General features: G+C 71.4%; 16 protein-coding genes. 4 read left to right on the top strand and 12 right to left on the bottom strand.

From position 1 onward, the window contains the following. Nucleotides 1-4: 4 nt before the first annotated feature. Nucleotides 5-859 (top strand): polysaccharide deacetylase family protein, encoded by an 855-nt coding sequence (locus tag HAV39_RS39815; RefSeq protein WP_239120864.1) that lies wholly within the window; start codon nucleotides 5-7, stop codon nucleotides 857-859. Between the two features lie 55 nt (nucleotides 860-914). Here the strand turns inward: HAV39_RS39815 and HAV39_RS39810 are convergent, their stop codons facing one another. Both HAV39_RS39810 and HAV39_RS39805 read right to left on the bottom strand, forming a co-directional pair. Further along, nucleotides 915-3,446, bottom strand: a complete 2,532-nt coding sequence (locus HAV39_RS39810; RefSeq protein WP_191844266.1) for an ATP-dependent Clp protease ATP-binding subunit — start codon at nucleotides 3,444-3,446, stop codon at nucleotides 915-917. Nucleotides 3,447-3,859: 413 nt separating this feature from the next. Continuing rightward, nucleotides 3,860-4,210 carry a histone-like nucleoid-structuring protein Lsr2 gene (locus HAV39_RS39805; protein WP_120317401.1) on the bottom strand — a complete coding sequence of 117 codons (351 nt, stop codon included), beginning with the start codon at nucleotides 4,208-4,210 and terminating at the stop codon, nucleotides 3,860-3,862. Between the two features lie 595 nt (nucleotides 4,211-4,805). Here HAV39_RS39805 and HAV39_RS39800 point away from each other — a divergent pair. Next, the gene (locus HAV39_RS39800; RefSeq protein ID WP_191844265.1) at nucleotides 4,806-5,534 is read left to right on the top strand and encodes a class I SAM-dependent methyltransferase; all 729 of its coding nucleotides are present in this window, start codon (nucleotides 4,806-4,808) and stop codon (nucleotides 5,532-5,534) included. On the opposite strand, the gene HAV39_RS39795 is transcribed toward HAV39_RS39800, so the two are convergent. The 10 genes from HAV39_RS39795 to HAV39_RS39750 form a co-directional block, all read right to left on the bottom strand. Next, complete coding sequence (locus HAV39_RS39795; RefSeq protein ID WP_144119701.1) at nucleotides 5,524-6,288, bottom strand: type III pantothenate kinase; 765 nt, start codon at nucleotides 6,286-6,288, stop codon at nucleotides 5,524-5,526. The two genes, HAV39_RS39800 and HAV39_RS39795, sit on opposite strands and share 11 nt — an antisense overlap. A 7-nt stretch (nucleotides 6,289-6,295) precedes the next feature. Continuing rightward, the gene (gene nadC, locus HAV39_RS39790) at nucleotides 6,296-7,177 is read right to left on the bottom strand and encodes a carboxylating nicotinate-nucleotide diphosphorylase (protein WP_191844264.1); all 882 of its coding nucleotides are present in this window, start codon (nucleotides 7,175-7,177) and stop codon (nucleotides 6,296-6,298) included. Beyond that, a complete protein-coding gene (locus tag HAV39_RS39785) occupies nucleotides 7,174-8,931 on the bottom strand; it encodes an L-aspartate oxidase (protein WP_191844285.1) in 1,758 nt (585 codons plus the stop codon). The genes nadC and HAV39_RS39785 overlap by 4 nt, the downstream gene beginning before the upstream one ends. Before the next feature lie 112 nt (nucleotides 8,932-9,043). Beyond that, nucleotides 9,044-9,940: a septum formation family protein gene (locus HAV39_RS39780; RefSeq protein ID WP_191844263.1), complete on the bottom strand. Its 897-nt coding sequence runs from the start codon at nucleotides 9,938-9,940 to the stop codon at nucleotides 9,044-9,046. Nucleotides 9,941-10,027: 87 nt separating this feature from the next. Further along, on the bottom strand, nucleotides 10,028-10,927 hold the full coding sequence (locus HAV39_RS39775; RefSeq protein ID WP_191844262.1) for a septum formation family protein: 900 nt from the start codon (nucleotides 10,925-10,927) through the stop codon (nucleotides 10,028-10,030). Between the two features lie 79 nt (nucleotides 10,928-11,006). Next, the gene (locus HAV39_RS39770; protein WP_191844261.1) at nucleotides 11,007-11,888 is read right to left on the bottom strand and encodes a septum formation family protein; all 882 of its coding nucleotides are present in this window, start codon (nucleotides 11,886-11,888) and stop codon (nucleotides 11,007-11,009) included. 117 nt (nucleotides 11,889-12,005) lie between these two features. After that, nucleotides 12,006-12,434: an aspartate 1-decarboxylase gene (gene panD, locus HAV39_RS39765; RefSeq protein ID WP_120317408.1), complete on the bottom strand. Its 429-nt coding sequence runs from the start codon at nucleotides 12,432-12,434 to the stop codon at nucleotides 12,006-12,008. Further along, nucleotides 12,434-13,288 carry a pantoate--beta-alanine ligase gene (gene panC, locus HAV39_RS39760; protein WP_191844260.1) on the bottom strand — a complete coding sequence of 285 codons (855 nt, stop codon included), beginning with the start codon at nucleotides 13,286-13,288 and terminating at the stop codon, nucleotides 12,434-12,436. Before panC ends, panD begins: the two co-directional genes overlap by 1 nt. Next, nucleotides 13,285-14,199: a Rossmann-like and DUF2520 domain-containing protein gene (locus HAV39_RS39755; protein WP_191844259.1), complete on the bottom strand. Its 915-nt coding sequence runs from the start codon at nucleotides 14,197-14,199 to the stop codon at nucleotides 13,285-13,287. The genes panC and HAV39_RS39755 overlap by 4 nt, the downstream gene beginning before the upstream one ends. Before the next feature lie 177 nt (nucleotides 14,200-14,376). Beyond that, nucleotides 14,377-15,660 carry a phytase gene (locus HAV39_RS39750; RefSeq protein WP_191844258.1) on the bottom strand — a complete coding sequence of 428 codons (1,284 nt, stop codon included), beginning with the start codon at nucleotides 15,658-15,660 and terminating at the stop codon, nucleotides 14,377-14,379. A 76-nt stretch (nucleotides 15,661-15,736) separates the two neighbouring features. On the opposite strand from HAV39_RS39750, the gene HAV39_RS39745 reads away from it, so the two are divergent. Both HAV39_RS39745 and HAV39_RS39740 read left to right on the top strand, forming a co-directional pair. Next, nucleotides 15,737-16,762, top strand: coding sequence for an SAM-dependent methyltransferase (locus tag HAV39_RS39745; protein WP_191844257.1), 1,026 nt, complete (start codon nucleotides 15,737-15,739; stop codon nucleotides 16,760-16,762). Between the two features lie 113 nt (nucleotides 16,763-16,875). Then, nucleotides 16,876-18,036, top strand: a complete 1,161-nt coding sequence (locus HAV39_RS39740; RefSeq protein WP_191844256.1) for an NADH-quinone oxidoreductase subunit D — start codon at nucleotides 16,876-16,878, stop codon at nucleotides 18,034-18,036. The last annotated feature ends 39 nt before the right edge of the window (nucleotides 18,037-18,075 follow it).

The following is an 18,075-nucleotide window of genomic DNA, read 5'->3' as shown; positions in this document are numbered from 1 at the left end:
GGGCGTGGCCCCCACCCCCCTCCGCCGCGCCGTTGCCGTGTTCCTGCTGATCGCACTCCTCGCGCCCGCCGCGTGCAAGAGCGCGGGCCCGGACCCGGGTTTCGCCGGTCCCGAGATCAGCCCCACGCCGACAGCGTCGCCGAGCCCCAGCCCCAGCGCCTCACCCAGCCCGTCGGTGCAGCCGTCGCCCGCGGGGTTCAAGACCCTGCAGTGGTATCTGGAGCGGGTGCCCGAGTTCCCTGCGGCACCGGCCCCGCAGCGGGTGAAGGTGCCCGAGAGCGCCTCGGCGATGTGGCTGTCGCGGGTGCCGACCACGAACAAGGTCGCCTTCATCACCATCGACGACGGTGCGCTGTCACGTAAGCCCGAGGTCATCGAGTTCATCCGGCAGGCGAAGATCCCGGTGACGATGTTCCTGAACTCCCCCGCGGCCACCAAGTACACGCCGTACTTCAAGGCGATCCAGGAGGCGGGCGGCATGGTGGAGAACCACACTGTCACGCACACCTCGCTGAAGGGGAAGTCGTACGAGTTCCAGAAGAAGGAGATCTGCGCTTCTGCGGACAAGCTGGCGCAGCTGTTCGGCCGCCGGCCGACGCTGTTCCGCCCGCCGTTCGGCAACAAGGACGCCACCACGCTGAAGGCCGCGCACGACTGCGGGGCGCAGGCGGCGTTCTTCTGGACGCAGACGGTCGACAAGGGCATCGTGCGCTACCAGACGTCCAAGAAGGTCGTGCAGCCCGGCGACGTGCTGCTGATGCACTTCCGCCCGGCGCTGATGGACGACCTGCTCGGTGCGCTGAACGCGATCTACAAGTCCGGGCTCACACCCGCCTTGCTGGAGGACTACATCGGCTGAGCGCATGGAAAAGGGGCACCGCTGGCGCGGTGCCCCTTTTCGCTGTGCGTGCTCGTTATGCGGCCGCGTCGCTGCCGACCGGCTCGGCGGGGGCCTCGGGGGCCTCCGGAGCCGCTGCCGCCTTCTGCGATGCCGAGAAGGTCAGCTTGGCCGTCTCGATCTGCTCCGGGTCGCCCTCGCAGTCGACCAGCACGTGCTGGCCCGGCTTGAGCTCCTGGAACAGGATCCGCTCGCTGAGCGTGTCCTCCAGCTCGCGCTGGATGGTCCGGCGCAGCGGCCGGGCGCCCAGGACCGGGTCGTAGCCCTTCTTCGCCAGGTACTTCTTGGCGTTGTCGGTCAGCTCCAGGCCCATGTCCTTGTTGCGCAGCTGGGACTCGATCCGCTTGATCATGATGTCCACGATCGAGAGGATCTCCACCTCGCCGAGCTGGTGGAAGACGATGGTGTCGTCGATGCGGTTCAGGAACTCCGGGCGGAAGTGCTGCTTCAGCTCGTCGTTGACCTTCTGCTTCATCCGCTCGTAGTTCGACTCGGCGTCCTCCGACTTCTGGAAGCCCAGCGACACGGCCTTGGCCACGTCACGGGTGCCCAGGTTGGTGGTCAGGATGATCACCGTGTTCTTGAAGTCCACGATGCGGCCCTGACCGTCGGTGAGCCGACCGTCTTCCAGGATCTGCAGCAGGGTGTTGAAGACGTCCGGGTGAGCCTTCTCGATCTCGTCGAAGAGGACCACCGAGAACGGCCGGCGGCGCACCTTCTCGGTCAGCTGGCCGCCCTCGTCGTAACCGACGTATCCGGGCGGTGCGCCGACCAGGCGGGACACCGTGTAGCGGTCGTGGAACTCGGACATGTCGAGCTGGATCAGCGCGTCCTCGCTGCCGAACAGGAACTCGGCGAGCGTCTTGGACAGCTCGGTCTTACCGACACCCGAGGGGCCGGCGAAGATGAACGAGCCCGAGGGACGCTTCGGGTCCTTGAGCCCGGCCCGGGTGCGGCGGATCGCCTTGGAGACGGCCTTCACCGCGTCCGACTGGCCGACGACGCGCTTGTGCAGCTCGTCCTCCATGCGCAGCAGACGGGAGGTCTCCTCCTCGGTCAGCTTGTACACCGGGATGCCGGTCCAGTTCGCCAGGACCTCGGCGATCTGCTCGTCGTCGACCTCGCTGACGACGTCCAGGTCACCGGCCTTCCACTGCTTCTCCCGCTCGCCCTTCTGGCCCAGGAGCTGCTTCTCCTTGTCGCGCAGCTGCGCGGCCCGCTCGAAGTCCTGCGCGTCGATCGCGGACTCCTTGTCGCGGCGCACCTGGGCGATCTTCTCGTCGAAGTCGCGCAGGTCCGGCGGCGCGGTCATGCGGCGGATGCGCATCCGGGCGCCGGCCTCGTCGATCAGGTCGATCGCCTTGTCCGGCAGGAAGCGGTCGGAGATGTACCGGTCGGCCAGGTTCGCCGCCGCGACCAGGGCCGCGTCGGTGATGGTCACCCGGTGGTGCGCCTCGTAGCGGTCACGCAGGCCCTTGAGCATCTCGATGGTGTGCGCCACCGAGGGCTCGCCGACCTGGATCGGCTGGAAGCGCCGCTCCAGCGCGGCGTCCTTCTCCAGGTGCTTGCGGTACTCGTCGAGCGTGGTCGCGCCGATGGTCTGCAGCTCGCCGCGGGCCAGCATCGGCTTGAGGATGCTGGCGGCGTCGATCGCGCCCTCGGCGGCGCCCGCGCCGACCAGGGTGTGGATCTCGTCGATGAACAGGATGATGTCGCCGCGGGTGCGGATCTCCTTGAGCACCTTCTTCAGGCGCTCCTCGAAGTCACCGCGGTAGCGCGAGCCGGCCACCAGCGCGCCGAGGTCAAGCGTGTAGAGCTGCTTGTCCTTCAGCGTCTCGGGCACCTCACCCTTGACGATCTTCTGGGCCAGGCCCTCGACCACGGTGGTCTTGCCGACGCCGGGCTCACCGATCAGCACCGGGTTGTTCTTGGTGCGGCGGGACAGCACCTGCATGACCCGCTCGATCTCCTTCTCCCGGCCGATCACGGGGTCGAGCTTGCCCTCCCGTGCCGACTGGGTCAGGTTGCGACCGAACTGGTCCAGCACGAGGCTGGTGGACGGGGCGGCCTCACCGGTGGCGGCGCCGGCCGCGGCCGGCTCCTTGCCGCCCTGGTAGCCCGAGAGAAGCTGGATGACCTGCTGACGCACCCGGTTGAGGTCGGCGCCGAGCTTCACCAGCACCTGGGCCGCGACGCCTTCGCCCTCGCGGATCAGACCGAGCAGGATGTGCTCGGTGCCGATGTAGTTGTGGCCGAGCTGCAGCGCTTCGCGCAGGGACAGCTCAAGCACCTTCTTGGCCCGCGGCGTGAACGGGATGTGCCCGCTCGGCGCCTGCTGGCCCTGGCCGATGATCTCCTCTACCTGCTGGCGCACGCCCTCCAGCGAGATGCCGAGACTTTCCAGCGCCTTCGCCGCGACGCCCTCACCCTCGTGGATGAGGCCGAGCAGGATGTGCTCCGTGCCGATGTAGTTGTGGTTGAGCATCCTGGCCTCTTCTTGGGCCAGGACGACCACCCGACGCGCCCGGTCGGTGAACCGCTCGAACATTCCCGCTCCTCACCTACGCCTCAGTTCCTCGAACTCCTGCCGGAGATCCGCGGCGGCGAAGCTGTTTCACTCACTCTAACGCCAGACCCCGACCATGTCGGCCCGCCGGAAACGCTCGTCCGGTCACCGTTGGGTAACCATCAGGTCGCTTACCGTCGACTTGAAAGCGGAGGAAACAGGGCATCTGCCCCAGCAAACCGCCGACGTGGCTGGCATCAGAGCCAACCTTGCCTCGCCCGCGGCTGTTCCGCATCCAGGACCGCTACGCGCACAGCGAAATATCGGTGTCCACATCATGGTCCGGCCGCCCGAAGCGGTGCACCGGACATGAAAAACGGTACGACGCGAAGGAAGTACACAACCTTCGTGTCGTACCGTAAATCCGGCCTAAGCCGCACATATCACTACAGAAGCTAGCGAAGGCCGGCGGCGTAGTACGCCTCGATCACCTTTGCCGGCACCCGGCCCCGGTCGTTGACGTCCTTGCCCTGATCCTTGGCCCACTCGCGCACCCGCTGGTTGAAGGCACGCTGCTCCGCCGCGGTCGGCGCCTTCGCCTTGGGGGCGGCGGCGGGCCCACGACGGCCGCTCTCCTTGCGCGCGGCAGCCAGGAACGGCGCCAGCGCCAGGGCCAGCTTGTCATGGTTCGCCGGTCCGAGATCGATCTCGTAATTGGCGCCTTCGAATCCGAATCTCACACTGCGGACGTCACCCTCGGAACCATCGAGGTCGTCCGCCAGCACCACAATCTCGCGCCTGGCCATGCGGTCATCCTTTCTTGCCGCCCCGGATCCTCCCCGCCAGTCAAGGGCGTGCCATGAATTCATAGAGAAGCGCTCGCCAGGATAGCCACTCATTGACAGCGGATCAATTCCGGCGTGACCCCATTATTCGGCATAGCATCGCCGGGCGCGGCGCAAAGTCGGACGGCTGCCGGGTCGATTATCCTCTGACAAGGGAAAACGGATTCGCCGCGCCATTTCAGGAAACGTCGGGGGCACGGTGGATACCGGTTCCTGCGACCCGGACGCACGGCATACTCCGCGACGGCAGCCTCGCGCAGCGCAGTCGGGTGGGCACCTGCCGTCGTGCGGAGCCGGCCATTCGCGCTCAGCGACGACGTGATGACCCTGCGCGCCCGCCATGCCTATCGGGTGGCGAATGCCGTAGCCGTCGGGCGGGCCGCCGCGCCGCGATCGAACCGCCGCGCTGCGTCGATTCATCCCTCGACGGCGGCGTATCCGTCCGGCCCGGACTGGGCTTGTCGGCGGATCCGCCGGGCGGTGGCCGAATTCACCCCGCCACGGACTGCACTAGGGTGGGGCCCGGCGTTATGGCGCATACACGGGAGGCGCGCGCATGGACCCCATCGAAGAACACCGGCTCTCTTTCGGCGCGGCGGCGCAGGTTTACCAGCAGTCGCGTCCGAGCTATCCGGCCGAGGCGCTGACCTGGGCAATCGGCACCGCCCCCGGGCGCGTGGTCGATCTGGGCGCGGGCACCGGCCAGCTGACCCGGGTGGCGCTGGCCGCGGGCTTCGAGGTCGTGCCCGTCGAGCCCGACCCCGGCATGCGCGCCGAACTCGACGCGGCCACCCCGGGGACGATCGCGCGGGAGGGCTCCGCGGAGTCGATCCCGCTGCCCGACGGATACGCCGACGCCGTCGTCGTCGGCACCGCGTACCACTGGTTCGACAAGGCGCGGGCCCACCCGGAGATCGTCCGGGTGCTGCGCCCCGGCGGGGTGTTCGCGCCGATGCGCAACGACCGCGACGTGAGCGTCGGCTGGGTCCGGCAGCTCGACGTGATCATCCGATCGGCTCTGTTCCACCGGCCCGAGAACGCCGAGTTCGGCGAGCTGTTCGCCCCGTTCGAGCAGGCCGAGTTCCGGCACAGCGTCACGCAGACCCCGCAGGGCCTGGTAGACCTCATCGCCACCCGCTCCTGGTATCTCGTGGCACCCGAGGACGAGCGGCGGCGGCTGCGCGAGGCGATCCGCGAGCTGTGCGCCACGCACCCCGACCTGGCCGGGCGGGACAGCTTCCCGCTGCCTTACGTCACCAAGGTGCTGCGGACGGTCAGGCGCTGACGTTGCGCTCGTACACCATGCGCAGGCCGATCAGGGTGATCATCGGCTCGTGATGGGTGATGGTGCGGCACTCGCCCATCACCACCGGGGCGAGGCCGCCCGTGGCGATGACCGCGGTGACCCCGCCCAGCTCCTCGATCATCCGCTCGACGATGCGGTCGACCTGCCCGGCGAAGCCGAAGTACATGCCGGCCTGCAGGCACTCGACGGTGTTCTTGCCGATCACCGAGCGGGGCTGGGCCGGCTCGACCTTGCGCAGCTGGGCGGCGCGGGCCGCCAGCGCGTCGAAGGAGATCTCGATGCCCGGGGCGAACGCGCCGCCCAGGAACTCGCCCCGGGCGCTGATCACGTCGAAGTTGGTGGTGGTGCCGAAGTCGACCACGATGGCCGGCCCGCCGTAGAGGGTGTGCGCCGCCAGCGTGTTGACCACGCGGTCGGCACCCACCTCCTTCGGGTTGTCGATGGCCAGCTGCACGCCCGTCTTCACACCCGGCTCCACCACGACCGCGGGCAGCCCGGCGTAGTAGCGGCCCAGCATGGTGCGCAGCGAGCGCAGCGCGGCGGGCACGGTCGAGCAGGCCGCGACCCCGGTGATCTCGACGTTGTCCCCGGCCAGCAGGCCGCGGAACATCAGGCCCAGCTCGTCGGCGGTGTTACGGGCGTCCGTCTTCACCCGCCACGAGTGCACGATCTTGTCGCCCTCGAAGGTGGCGAGCACCGTGTTGGTGTTACCGATGTCGATACAGAGCAGCACCCGACGTCTACTTCCGCGCTCGGAGGTCCAAGGCGATGTCCACGATAGGCGACGAGTGGGTCAGCGCCCCCACCGAGAGGTAGTCGACGCCGGTGGCCGCGTACTCGGCGGCGACCTGCAGCGTCAGCCCGCCGGTGGCCTCCAGCTCGGCCCGGTCGCCGACGGCCGCCACGACCTCGCGCAGCAGCTGCGGGGACATGTTGTCGCAGAGCAGGAACGTCGCGCCGGCCGCCACGGCCTCCTGCGCCTCGGCGAGCGTGGTCACCTCGACCTGGACTCCCACGTCGGGGAAGTTCGCCCGGACCAGGTCGTACGCCGCGGTGATGGAGCCCGCCGCGAGCTTGTGGTTGTCCTTGATCATGGCGACGTCGTACAGCCCCATGCGCTTGTTCGTGCCGCCCGCCGCGCGGACCGCGTACTTCTCCAGCGGCCGCAGGCCGGGGGTGGTCTTGCGGGTGTCCAGCACCAGCGCCTTGGTGCCGGCGAGCTGCTCCACCCAGCGGCGGGTGTGCGTGGCCACCCCGGACATGCGGCAGAGCAGGTTGAGCGCGGTGCGCTCGGCCGACAGCAGGGTGCGAGTCGGCCCGGTGACCGTGGCCAGCACGTCGCCGCGTGCCACCGGGTCGCCGTCGGCCGCGTGCACGGTGACCTCGGCACCCGGCCCGGCCAGCTCGAACACCAGCTCCGCCACGGCCAGCCCGGCGACCACGCCGGACTCGCGGGCGATCAGGTCGGCGGTGTCGACCTGGGTCTCCGGGATGGTGGCCACGCTGGTCACGTCGAGCCGGTCCGGCCCCAGGTCCTCGCGCAGCGCGTTGGCCACGATGCGCTGCACCTCGTCCGGGTCGAGCCCCGCCTTGAGCAGCTGCGCCTGCGTCGTGTCCCTCACGCCATCGCCTCCCACGTCTCGGTCGTCGTGCCGTCCGCGGCCAGCGCGGGGAACAGGTGCCCCCGCCAGCCGTCGTCCGCCTCTGCATGATCCTCGCGCCAGTGGCACCCGCGCGTCTCGGCACGCAGGCAAGCCGACGCGACCAGCGCGCTCGCCACGGTGAGCAGGTTCGCGAACTCCCAGCCCGCGGTGCGCCCCGGCAGCGGTGGGGTGCCGACCTCGCGCAGCACCCGCGCCGTCTCGGCCAAGGTTTCGGCGCTGCGCAGCACACCCGCGCCCCGGGTCATCGCGCGCTGCAGCTCGTGCCGCCGCGCGGCCAGGTCCACCGGCGGCTCCCCGGCGGCGACGAGCCCCTGCGGCGTCCAGGCCAACCCCCCGGCGGCGGGAACGCCGGGCAGTTCCGTCCCGGGGTCCGCAGCGAGCTCGACCGCGGCATCCGGCAGCTCCCGCCGGCCGGGGCCGTCGAGGACAGGGTCGCTCTGCGGGGGCAGGTCACGGGTGATGTCGGCGGCGATGCGGCGGGCGAAGACGAGGCCCTCCAGCAGCGAGTTCGAGGCCAGGCGGTTGGCGCCGTGCACGCCGGTGCAGGCGACCTCGCCACAGGCGTACAGGCCGGGGATGCTGGTGCGGCCGTCCAGGTCGGTGCGGACCCCGCCGGACGCGTAGTGCGCGGCCGGGGCCACCGGAATCAGGTCCACCGTGGGGTCCACCCCGGCGGCCAGGCAGTACGCCGTGATCGTCGGGAAGCGGTGGGCCAGGTCCGGCACGTGCCGGGCATCCAGGAAGACGTGGTCGGTGCCCGAGGCCAGCATCTGCCGGTGGATGCCCTTGGCGACCACGTCGCGGGGCGCCAGCTCGGCCAGTTCGTGCTGCCCGACCATGAACCGCTTGCCGTCCCCGTCGACCAGGTAGGCGCCCTCGCCCCGCAGCGCCTCGCTGACCAGCGGCTGCTGCGCCGTGCGGTTGTTCGGCAGGTAGAGCGAGGTCGGGTGGAACTGCACGAACTCGAGGTCGGTGACGTCCGCGCCGGCCCGCAACGCCAGCGCGACGCCGTCGCCGGTGGACACGATCGGGTTGGTGGTGGCCGCGAAGATCTGCCCGAGGCCGCCGGTGGCCAGCACGACGGCGCGGGCCAGCACGGCTCCGACCCCGTCCTCGGTGCCCTCGCCGAGCACGTGCAGGGTGACCCCGCAGGCCCGGCCGTCCGCGTCGCGCAGCAGGTCCAGCACCAGCGCGTGCTCCACGAGGCGGATCCACGGGTCGCGGTTCACCGCGGCGTGCAGCGCCCGCTGCACCTCGGCGCCGGTCGCGTCGCCGCCCGCGTGCACGATGCGGTTGGCGTGGTGGCCGCCCTCGCGGGTGAGCATCAGCGAGCCGTCGGGGTGGCGGTCGAACTCCGCACCCATCTTGATCAGCTCGCGGACCCGGGTCGGGCCCTCGCTGACCAGCACGTCCACCGCCGCCGGGTCGCACAGGCCGACGCCCGCGACCAGCGTGTCGCGGGCGTGGGCGGCGGGCGTGTCCAGCGGGTCCAGCACGGCCGCGATGCCGCCCTGCGCCCACCGGGTGGAACCGTCATCGATGTTGACCTTGGTGACCACGGTGACGTGCAGGCCTGCCTCACGCAGGTGCAGTGCCGCGGTCAGGCCGGCGATGCCGGACCCGATAACGACCACGTCGGTCGGCTCGTACCAGCTCGCGGGCCGCGCGGGCAACGCCCGGGGCAAAACCGGTAGCTCGACCGGGACTGTCAACGCCTTGCGCACCAGCACAGTCAACCGCGCCGAGGCCCGGCGTTCACCCCCGGGACCACGTGACACCCCTCACCGTCCCCCGGGCGCGGCCCGGGGGACGGTGCCGCGAGCGTCAGGCGTAGTTGATCGGCAGGCCCTTGGCGCCGGCGCCGCGCAGCGACTTGGTGACCTTCTTCTTGCTCAGCCACAGGTGGCAGCGCACCCCGTGGTCGCCCGCCTCCCAGTCGGCCTGCGACGGCCAGTTCCACACCACACCGGTGCGGTAGCCGATGTTGCCGTCGTTGGGCACCTTCACGTACGACGCGACGAGGCCGCGGCAGGCCTTGGCAATCTTGGTGTTCATGCCCTTCAGGCTGGCGAAGGCGGTGCTGCCCGCGTTCCACACGCCGACGAACTCCGCGTTGTGGCCCTGGTTGCAGGCGGTCGCGACCAGCTGCGAGCCGTACTGGTAGCAGCCGAACTTCAGCGACGACGCCGCGTTGGCGAGCTCGCCCTTGAGCGGAGCGGTACGCGACACCGGGTCGCCGTACTGCCCGTCCAGCGCGGTCAGCTCGCAGCGGTACCAGCGCGCGCCGCCATCCCAGCCGGCCGGCGACGGCAGCGAGACCCCGAACCACAGCGAGCCGTTGCGCCAGTCCCCGCCGAGGTGGGCGGTGACCTTCTTGTCGCAGTCCGCCCAGGCGGCACGCAGGTCGGGCGAGCCCTCCGACGGCGGCGTGCTGCGCGACGCGGCCTCACCGGCGAAGTCGGCCACGGCGACCGTCTCGTAGGTGTGGCTCTGGTCACACGACACCGGCTTGTACGACGAGCGGTAGCTGACGTCGCGGAAGCTGTCGGCGCACACGGCCTCGTCAGGACGCCAGCTCGTGGGCTCGGCCAGGGCCGCCCACTGGTTGGTGAGGTCGCCGTCCGCCCCCGGCGGCAGCTGTCCCCCGCAGGCCGACGTGGCCAGCAGGGCTGCCGCGACCAGCACGACCCCCGCGACCCTACGGCCGATCACCTCACGCATGAGCGCCTCCCCAAGCCTCGCCGAACATGAATGGGGAGCATATTTCATGCCCGCCAACGTGCGGTGACGCCTGGTCGGGTCGGCGGATCAGCTCGGAATGCCCTTGCCCGCGGTGCCCTTGGCCGACCCGGTCATCTTCTTCGTCTCCAGCCACAGGTAGCAGCGCACGCCGCGGTCGCCGCCCGCCCAGGTGGCCTTGCTGTACGGCCACGAGATCACGCCGTACTTGCTGGTGGCGCTCACGCTGACGCCGATGAACGCGGCCATCGCCTTGCGGCAGTTGTCGTGGAAGTAGTCCCAGTCCGCCTCGCTCACCGGGTACTTGCGGGCGGCCGCGGCGGTGAACGTGCCGACGTACTCGGCGTTGTGCGACTTGGCGCAGTCCGTCTCCGGCATGGTGTCCACGGAGCCGTTCTTGCCGCTCTCGGCGAAGCAGGTGAGCAGCAGCCCCGGCGGCAGCGTGCCGCGCAGGCTGCCGGTGCGGCGCACCCAGTCGGCCTTGTCGGTGACCGTGGTCAGCTCGTTCAGCTCGCACCGGTACCACCGGGCGCCGCCCTGCCAGGCCGCGGCCGAGGGCAGCGTCAGGTCGAGGGTCAGCCGGCCGTCGCGCCACTGCCGGCCGACGAAGGCGGTGGCCCGCTCGTCGCACTCGGCGAACGCGCCCGCGAGCTGCGCGTCGTCCGCCTCCGGCGGGGTGCCCGCCTCGGCGACGGCACCGGTGAGCGTGCCGACGTAGACCGTCTCGCCGTAGTGCTCGGTCTCGCAGTCGACCGGCCGGTACGCGGTGGCGCGGCCGGTCTGCTCGTACGCCTTCTCATGGCAGACCTCGGCGCCGGGGATGAACACCTGTGCCGCGGGCAGGCCCGCCCAGTCGTCGACGAGCTTGCCGTCCACACCGGGCACCGGCGAGGAGCAGCCGGCCAGCGCCAACGGCGCCGCCAGTGCGCAGACGGCCGCACTGGCGGCGATCAACCGCCTCCATGCCATGTGTCGCCCCTCCCACCCGCCAGTCCGCCCGGGAGCCTAACCGACAGAACGCGACCGCGACAGCGGTGCTGTCGGCCTTCTACCAGCCCGGAACGCCCTTGCCCCTGGTCCCCTTGACCGACTTCTTCATGGTCTTGCCGCCGGAGAACCAGACCGAGCAGCGCACCACCCGGTCACCGGCCGCCCACGACTCCGAGCCGTGCGGGCTGGAGATGACGCCGATCCGGTCCGCGGCGCTCACGCTGACGCCGATGAACTTCGCGGCCAGCTCCTGGCACTTGTCGTGGATGACGTTCCACTGCCGCTCCGACGCCGGGTAGGCGGTGGTCATGCCCGCCCGGTAGAAGCCCACGAACTCGCTGTTGTGCGCCTGGGCGCAGGGCACCTCGGGCATCTTGACGATCGTCTCGCCCTTGTCCTGGGTGTGCGTGCAGCCGACCACCAGCGCGGCCGGCACGGCGCCCTTCAGGCTGCCCTCCCGCTGGACCCAGTTCATCTCGTCGAAGACCGAGGAGACCTCGGTGACGTCGCACCGGAACCAGCGCGCGCCGCCGTCCCAGGCCGCCGGGGTCGGCACGGCGAGCGTGAGCTCCAGCCGCGCGTCGCCCCACGGGCGGCCCAGGTAGGTCGTGGACTGCTTGTCGCACTCGGCGAGCGCCGCGGCGTTGTCCTTCGGGCCGGGCTCGGCCGTCAGGCCCGCGAACTCGCCGACGTGCACGACCTCGGCGTAGTGCGTCTTCGCGCAGTCCACGACGAAGTCGGTGTAGCGGCCGGTGTCCTTGGGCGCCGCGCCCAGGCAGAAACCCGCCTCGGGCACCCAGCCCTCGACGTCGGCGACCTTCACCCAGTCGTCCGTCAGCTCGGTGTCCACCTCGGCCGGCAGGCTGGTCCCGCACCCGGCCAGCGCCAGGTTCGTCAGTAGTGCGGCCAGCATGGTGCCGGCCGTCAGGCGTCCCCGCATCGCCCATCCTCCCAGGTCATTGAGCCTGGGCGAGCCTAAGCGAAGCAGGTCGGAACCGTATCGGCCTAACGGTCTGGAACGAGATCACATCTGTCCGCGTAACCGCGGGGGGTCGGCCTAACGGCTCAGCGTCAGGTCGCCCCGGACGACGTCGCCGACCATGCCCGGGACGGCTTCGGCCGGGTCCGCGCCGAGCGAGATGATCCGGTTGTCGGCGTCCACGTGCACCACCCGCGGGGTGTACGAGCGGGCGGTGGCCTCGTCGGCCTGCGCGTACGAGATCAGGATGACCAGGTCGCCGGGCTTGACCAGGTGCGCCGCGGCACCGTTGATGCCGATCACGCCGGTGCCGCGCTCGCCCGGGATGACGTAGGTCTCCAGCCGCGCCCCGTTGGTGATGTCCACGATCGCGACCTGCTCGCCGGCCAGCAGGTCGGCGGCGTCCATCAGGTCCTCGTCGATGGTGACCGAGCCGACGTAGTGCAGGTCGGCCTGGGTCACCGTCGCCCGGTGGATCTTGGACTTGAACATGGTGCGCAGGAACATCAGGCCGATTCTCCCTCGGTCTTCGTGGCGGCCCCGTCGGCGTCCAGGTGGACGGGCAGGTTGTCGATCAGCCGGGTGGTCCCGACGCGGGCCGCGACCAGCAGCCGCGCCTCGCCCGGTCCCGGGTCCTCGCTCAGGTCGGTCCCCCGCAGGGCCAGGTAGTCCACGTCCACGCCGGCCAGCTCGGCCCGCGCGGCAGCCAGCACGGCCGCGGCCTCCCGCCGGGCGGCTCCCGCCCGCAGTCCCCGGGACAGCGCGAGCGCCGTCTCCCGCTCGGCCTCGCTCAGGTAGCGGTTGCGGCTGGACAGCGCCAGCCCGTCCGGCTCGCGGACCGTCGGCACGCCGACGATCTCCACCCCGAGTTCGAGGTCGCGCACCATCAACGTGATCAGCGTCAGCTGCTGGTAGTCCTTCTCGCCGAAGAACGCCAGGTCCGGGCGGGTGAGCCGGAGCAGCTTGCCGACCACGGTCAGCACCCCGGCGAAGTGGCCGGGACGGACCGCACCCTCCAGCACCTCGCCCAGCGGGCCCGGGTGCACGGTGACCTGGGGCTGGCCGTGCGGATACATCACCTCGGGGGTCGGCGCGAAGACCAGGTCGACGCCCTCGGCCGCGCACACCGCCAGATCGGCGTCGAAGGTGCGCGGGTAGCGGGCCAGGTCCTCGTTCGGGCCGAACTGCAGCGGGTTCACGAAGATCGTGGCGAGCACGAAGTCGGCGTTCTTACGGGCTTCCCGGAGCAGGGTGGCGTGCCCCTCGTGCAGCGCGCCCATGGTCATCACCACGGCGACGGAGCCCTGCGCGGCGGCACGTGCCCGCGCCAGTTCCTCGCGGGTGCGTACGACGGCGGTCACTTCGCCGCCTCACCGAGCTGACCGGCGTCGGCGGCGGCAGGCTCGGCCAGCACACCCAGCAGCGGCTCGGCGTCGACCGCGCGCAACCGCCCGTTGGCGATCGCCCGGTCCGCGGTGCGGCGGGCCAGCGCGACGTACGCCGGCAGCGAGTCGGGGGCGGTGCGGGCCAGCTCCTGCACGTGCCGGGCGACCGTGCCGGCGTCGCCGCGCGACACCGGTCCGGTGATCGCCGAGTCGCCCATCCGCAGCGCGTTCTCCAGCGCCGCGGTCAGCAGCGGGCCGAGCACCTTCTCCGGGCTCAGCACACCCGCGTCGCGCAGCCGGTCGGCCGCCTCGTTGACGAGTGTGACCAGGTGGTTCGCGCCGTGCGCGAGGCCGGCGTGGTAGAGCGCGCGACGGTCCTCGGCGATCCACTCCGGGCTGCCGGCCAGGTCGGCGACGAGCGAGCGGGCCAGGGCACGCACGGTGTCGTCGGCCGCGGTGATCCCGTAGGAGATGCCGGGCAGCCGGTCCAGGTCGGCGGCGGTGCCCGTGAAGGTCATCGCGGGGTGCAGGGCCAGCGTGCGGGCGCCGACTGCCGCGGCGGGGGCCAGCACAGCCAGCCCGTGCGCGCCGGACGTGTGCGCCACCACCTGGCCGGGCCGCAGCGCGCCGGTGGCGGCCAGGCCGGTCACGACGCCGGCCAGGGCGTCGTCGGGCACCGCGATGATCAGCAGATCGGCCGCGGCGCGGGCCACCTCGTCGGCGGGAAGATTGTGCGCGCCCGGCAGCAGCGTACGGATGCGGTGCTTGGCCGCGGCGGAAACGCCGGAAGCGGCGACTACCCGGTGTCCCGCGCCCCGCAGGGCGGCGGCGAGGACCGCGCCGACCCGGCCGGCGCCGATCACACCGATGGTGAGCTCAGCACTCATGATCTGATCCAGTCCTCTTCTTCGGGGTACCGGTCGGGGCAAGTATGACCCCGTGTCCTGATCACTGGACAGGGACTGTGCGAAACCGCACTGCCGCGGAATGCTCACATGAGCACAACGAAAAGCGCCCCCGGGGACATGTCCCGGGAGCGCCTTCCGTGAGCACCGTCTCGCGGCTCAGCGCCTGTTCAAGCGGTGCTGATTCAAGAAGCCTGCATCCAGGAACTTGACGTTGGTCGCGGTGCGGTCGCCGTCGGGGGTCTCGTGGCCGTCGTGCACCACCAGCAGGCCGCCCGGGAAACCGGGCAGCGGGGTGTTCACCACCGCCGCGCCGTCGCACTCCTGCGAGCCGTCGACCCGGCCGTCGACCACCGCGAAGTGCCCCAGCGGCCGCAGCGTCCGCCGGTCGTACGTGTAGAAGGTGTCGTCGCCCTGCGAGGACACCAGCAGCGTGCCGGCGAACCGCCCGGTCTTGAAGATCGTCACGCCCTCGACGTCGGCGGCGATGCGCCCGCCCTCGCCCGGGTCGGCCGCCCAGTCGAACGCGCACTCCTCGGTCTCCGGGTCGTAGACGGCGGGCACGCCGTACTCCCGGGTGCGCTCGACCATCCGCGGCGTGTAGCCGAACCGCCCGCCGGTGACGGAGACCCGCCACAGCGCGACGTCCTCCTGCGCGGCGTAGAGCACACCCAGCTCCGGGTCCACGGTCATGCCCTCGACCTGCGGCAGCTCGCCCGGCTCCAGGCACGGCGTCCAGTCGCCGCCGCTCCTGAGCCGGAACGTGTCCGGCAGCACCAGCTTGTCGACCCGCTGGTAGCTCACCTGCGCGCCCTTGGCCACCAGGCGGAACATGCCCAGCTCCGGGGTGTGCCGGCGGCTCGCCACGGCCAGGAAGTCCCGGCCCTGCCGGAACGTCGCCAGCCCGTACGCGGTGGCCTGCTCGTTGACCTCCCGCTGGGTCGCGTTGAAGGCGAACGGCGCGTCAGCCGCGGTCACGTCGGTCAGCACGCCGTCGTCGATCCGGTAGAAGCGCAGCTTGTCGCGCCCGCGGTCGGTGACCACGGCCAGGTCGACCAGCCGCCCGCGCAGCGGGAATCCGGTCACCAGGTCGACGTTGTTGAAGCGGCCCGGCTCGTCGTCCGGGCCCGGCGCCTCCGGCGTGGCGAACGACTGGGTCTGGCGGCCACGCAGGTCGTAGACGCGCAGGCCGCCGTTCTTCGCGGTCACGATGACCCGGCTGCGGGACCTGTCCCGCTCGTTCACCCAGATCGCCGGGTCGTCCGCGTCGGCGTCGCCGCCCGCCTCGTCGTCGTACAGCGCGGGGGTCTCGAACTTCGCGGTGACGGTGCGCAGCGCGGGTGCGCCCTCGGGGCTTGCCTGCGCGGGTTCCGCCGCGGCCATGCCGGGCAGCGCGGTCGCCGCCAGGGCGCCGGCCGCAAGGCAGGTGAGAATACGTCGCATGGGCCGGACCGTAGATTCGTCAGGGCAACCGGCGACGAACGGAGAGTGAACAGCACCGATGCGCTGGCGGGACGCGATGCGAACTGCGCTGTACGGGCCGGACGGGTTCTTCGTCCGCGAGCGGCCCGCCGACCACTTCCGGACCAGCGCCCAGTCGCCCCACTTCGCCCGGGCGATCGCGGTGCTCGCCGCCGACGTCGACCGGGCGCTCGGCAGTCCCGAGGTGTTCGACCTGGTGGACGTGGGCGCCGGTCGAGGCGAGCTGCTGCACGGAGTGCTCGCCGCGCTGGACGCGCCGCTGCGGGCACGGGTCCGGGCGGTGGCCGTGGAGGTCAGCGCCCGCGCGCACGACGCTGCCGAGTCACCCGGCGAAGCCGTCGGCCTCGACGGGACAGATCCCGGCCCCGATACCGACCGCGGCCCCGGCCCTGCCGCCGACGCGGCGGTCCACGGCGTCATGTGGCGCACTGACCTGCCGCGCGGCCTGACCGGGTTGCTGCTGGCCACCGAATGGCTAGACAACGTGCCGCTGGACCTCGCGCGCGACGGGTCGTACCTGGACACGGACCTGAACCCGGGCGGTCCCCTCGACGTGGCTGACGCCGCCTGGATCGAGCGGTGGTGGCCCGCGGGGCCGGACGCCATCGTGGAGGTCGGGCGCAGCCGGGACAAGGCCTGGGCCGACGCGGTCGGCGCGCTGGACGCGGGGCTGGCCCTGGCCGTCGACTACGGGCATCGGCTCGGCGAGCGGCCCCTCCTGCCCACGGTCACCGGGTTTCGCGACGGGCGTGAGGTGCCGCCCGCCTTCGACGGCAGCACCGACATCACCTGTCACGTCGCCGTCGACTCGGTCGCCGCGGCCGCCGGCACGGACTCGCTGCTGCTGGACCAGCGCACCGCGCTGCACCGCCTCGGCGTCACCGCACAGCGTCCACCGCTGGCCCTGGCGTCGTCCGACCCGGTCGGCTACGTGCGGGCGCTCGCCGCGGCGAGCGAGATCGGAGAGCTGACCGCGGCGTCGGGGCTGGGCGGTCACTGGTGGCTGGCCCAGTGGACCGGCCTCGACCGGCGCGGGCTGCCCTTCCTCCAGCCCAGCACCTGACGCGCCACGCCGCCCAGGCCACGCCGGGCAAAGCGTTAAGAAGGTGCCCTTCCTCTACGAATACCGATAACAAGGTGCCCTTCCTTTCTTTGGGCTGGCTTACGATGGCGCGCATGGTGGAGACGGGTGGGGCCCGGCGGGAGTTGACGGTCGGCGCGGGGGCGGGGGCGCAGCAGCTGGGCACCGACATGGTGCTGAACATCGGCCCCCAGCACCCGTCCACGCACGGCGTGCTGCGGCTCAAGCTGGTCCTCGACGGCGAGAAGGTGCTCTCCGCCGAGCCGATCATCGGGTACATGCACCGCGGCGCGGAGAAGCTGTTCGAGGTGCGCGACTACCGGCAGATCCTGGTGCTGGCCAACCGGCACGACTGGCTGAGCGCGTTCAGCAACGAGCTGGGCGCGGCGATGGCCGTGGAGCGGCTGATGGGCCTGGAGGTGCCGGAGCGGGCGGTCTGGCTGCGCATGGCGATGGCCGAGCTGAACCGGGTGCTCAACCACCTGATGTTCCTGGGCTCCTACCCGCTGGAGATCGGCGCGATCACGCCGGTGTTCTACGCGTTCCGCGAGCGCGAGGTGCTGCAGGCCGTCATGGAGGAGGCCACCGGCGGCCGCATGCACTACATGTTCAACCGCATCGGCGGGCTGAAGGAGGAGGTCCCGGCGGGCTGGACCCGGCGCGCCCGGGAGGCCGTCGACCTGGTCGCCTCGCGCATGCCGATGCTGGACGACCTGATCCGGCGCAACGACATCTTCCTCGCCCGCACCGTCGGCGTCGGCGTGCTCACCGCCGCGCAGGCGGCCGCGTACGGCGCCTCGGGGCCCGTCGCGCGGGCCAGCGGCCTGGACTTCGACCTGCGCCGCGACGAGCCCTACCTGGCCTACGGCGAGCTGGACGTCCCGGTGGTCACCCGCACCGCCGGCGACTGCCACGCCCGCTTCGAGGTGCTGCTCGACCAGGTGTACGTGTCGCTGGACCTGGTCCGGCAGTGCCTGGACCGGGTCGACCGGATCGGCGGGCCGGTCAACGTGCGCCTGCCCAAGGTGGTCAAGGCGCCGGAGGGCCACACCTACGCGTGGACCGAGAACCCGCTCGGGGTCAACGGCTACTACCTGGTGTCGAAGGGCGACAAGACGCCGTGGCGGATGAAGCTGCGCACCGCGTCGTACGCCAACGTGCAGGCACTGTCCACGCTGCTGCCGGGCACCCTCGTGCCGGATCTGATCGCCATCCTGGGCTCGATGTTCTTCGTCGTCGGCGACATCGACAAGTAGCACCGAAGCCGCTGTTTCCACGAAAACGCGCCCTCCCGA

It is taken from the genome of Catellatospora chokoriensis (genome assembly GCF_011297315.1).
GTDB classification, from domain to species: domain Bacteria; phylum Actinomycetota; class Actinomycetes; order Mycobacteriales; family Micromonosporaceae; genus Catellatospora; species Catellatospora citrea.
This window is presented reverse-complemented; position numbering and strand designations above follow the sequence as displayed.

Bases quoted from the DNA above. Each gene is read 5' to 3' on its own strand.
- HAV39_RS39810 (WP_191844266.1), bottom strand. From the start codon at position 3,446: ATGTTCGAGCGGTTCACCGACCGGGCGCGTCGGGTGGTCGTCCTGGCC.
- HAV39_RS39805 (WP_120317401.1), bottom strand. From the start codon at position 4,210: ATGGCCAGGCGCGAGATTGTGGTGCTGGCGGACGACCTCGATGGTTCC.
- HAV39_RS39800 (WP_191844265.1), top strand. From the start codon at position 4,806: ATGGACCCCATCGAAGAACACCGGCTCTCTTTCGGCGCGGCGGCGCAG.
- HAV39_RS39780 (WP_191844263.1), bottom strand. From the start codon at position 9,940: ATGCGTGAGGTGATCGGCCGTAGGGTCGCGGGGGTCGTGCTGGTCGCG.
- HAV39_RS39775 (WP_191844262.1), bottom strand. From the start codon at position 10,927: ATGGCATGGAGGCGGTTGATCGCCGCCAGTGCGGCCGTCTGCGCACTG.
- HAV39_RS39770 (WP_191844261.1), bottom strand. From the start codon at position 11,888: ATGCGGGGACGCCTGACGGCCGGCACCATGCTGGCCGCACTACTGACG.
- panD (WP_120317408.1), bottom strand. From the start codon at position 12,434: ATGTTCCTGCGCACCATGTTCAAGTCCAAGATCCACCGGGCGACGGTG.
- HAV39_RS39755 (WP_191844259.1), bottom strand. From the start codon at position 14,199: ATGAGTGCTGAGCTCACCATCGGTGTGATCGGCGCCGGCCGGGTCGGC.
- HAV39_RS39750 (WP_191844258.1), bottom strand. From the start codon at position 15,660: ATGCGACGTATTCTCACCTGCCTTGCGGCCGGCGCCCTGGCGGCGACC.
- HAV39_RS39745 (WP_191844257.1), top strand. From the start codon at position 15,737: ATGCGAACTGCGCTGTACGGGCCGGACGGGTTCTTCGTCCGCGAGCGG.
- HAV39_RS39740 (WP_191844256.1), top strand. From the start codon at position 16,876: ATGGTGGAGACGGGTGGGGCCCGGCGGGAGTTGACGGTCGGCGCGGGG.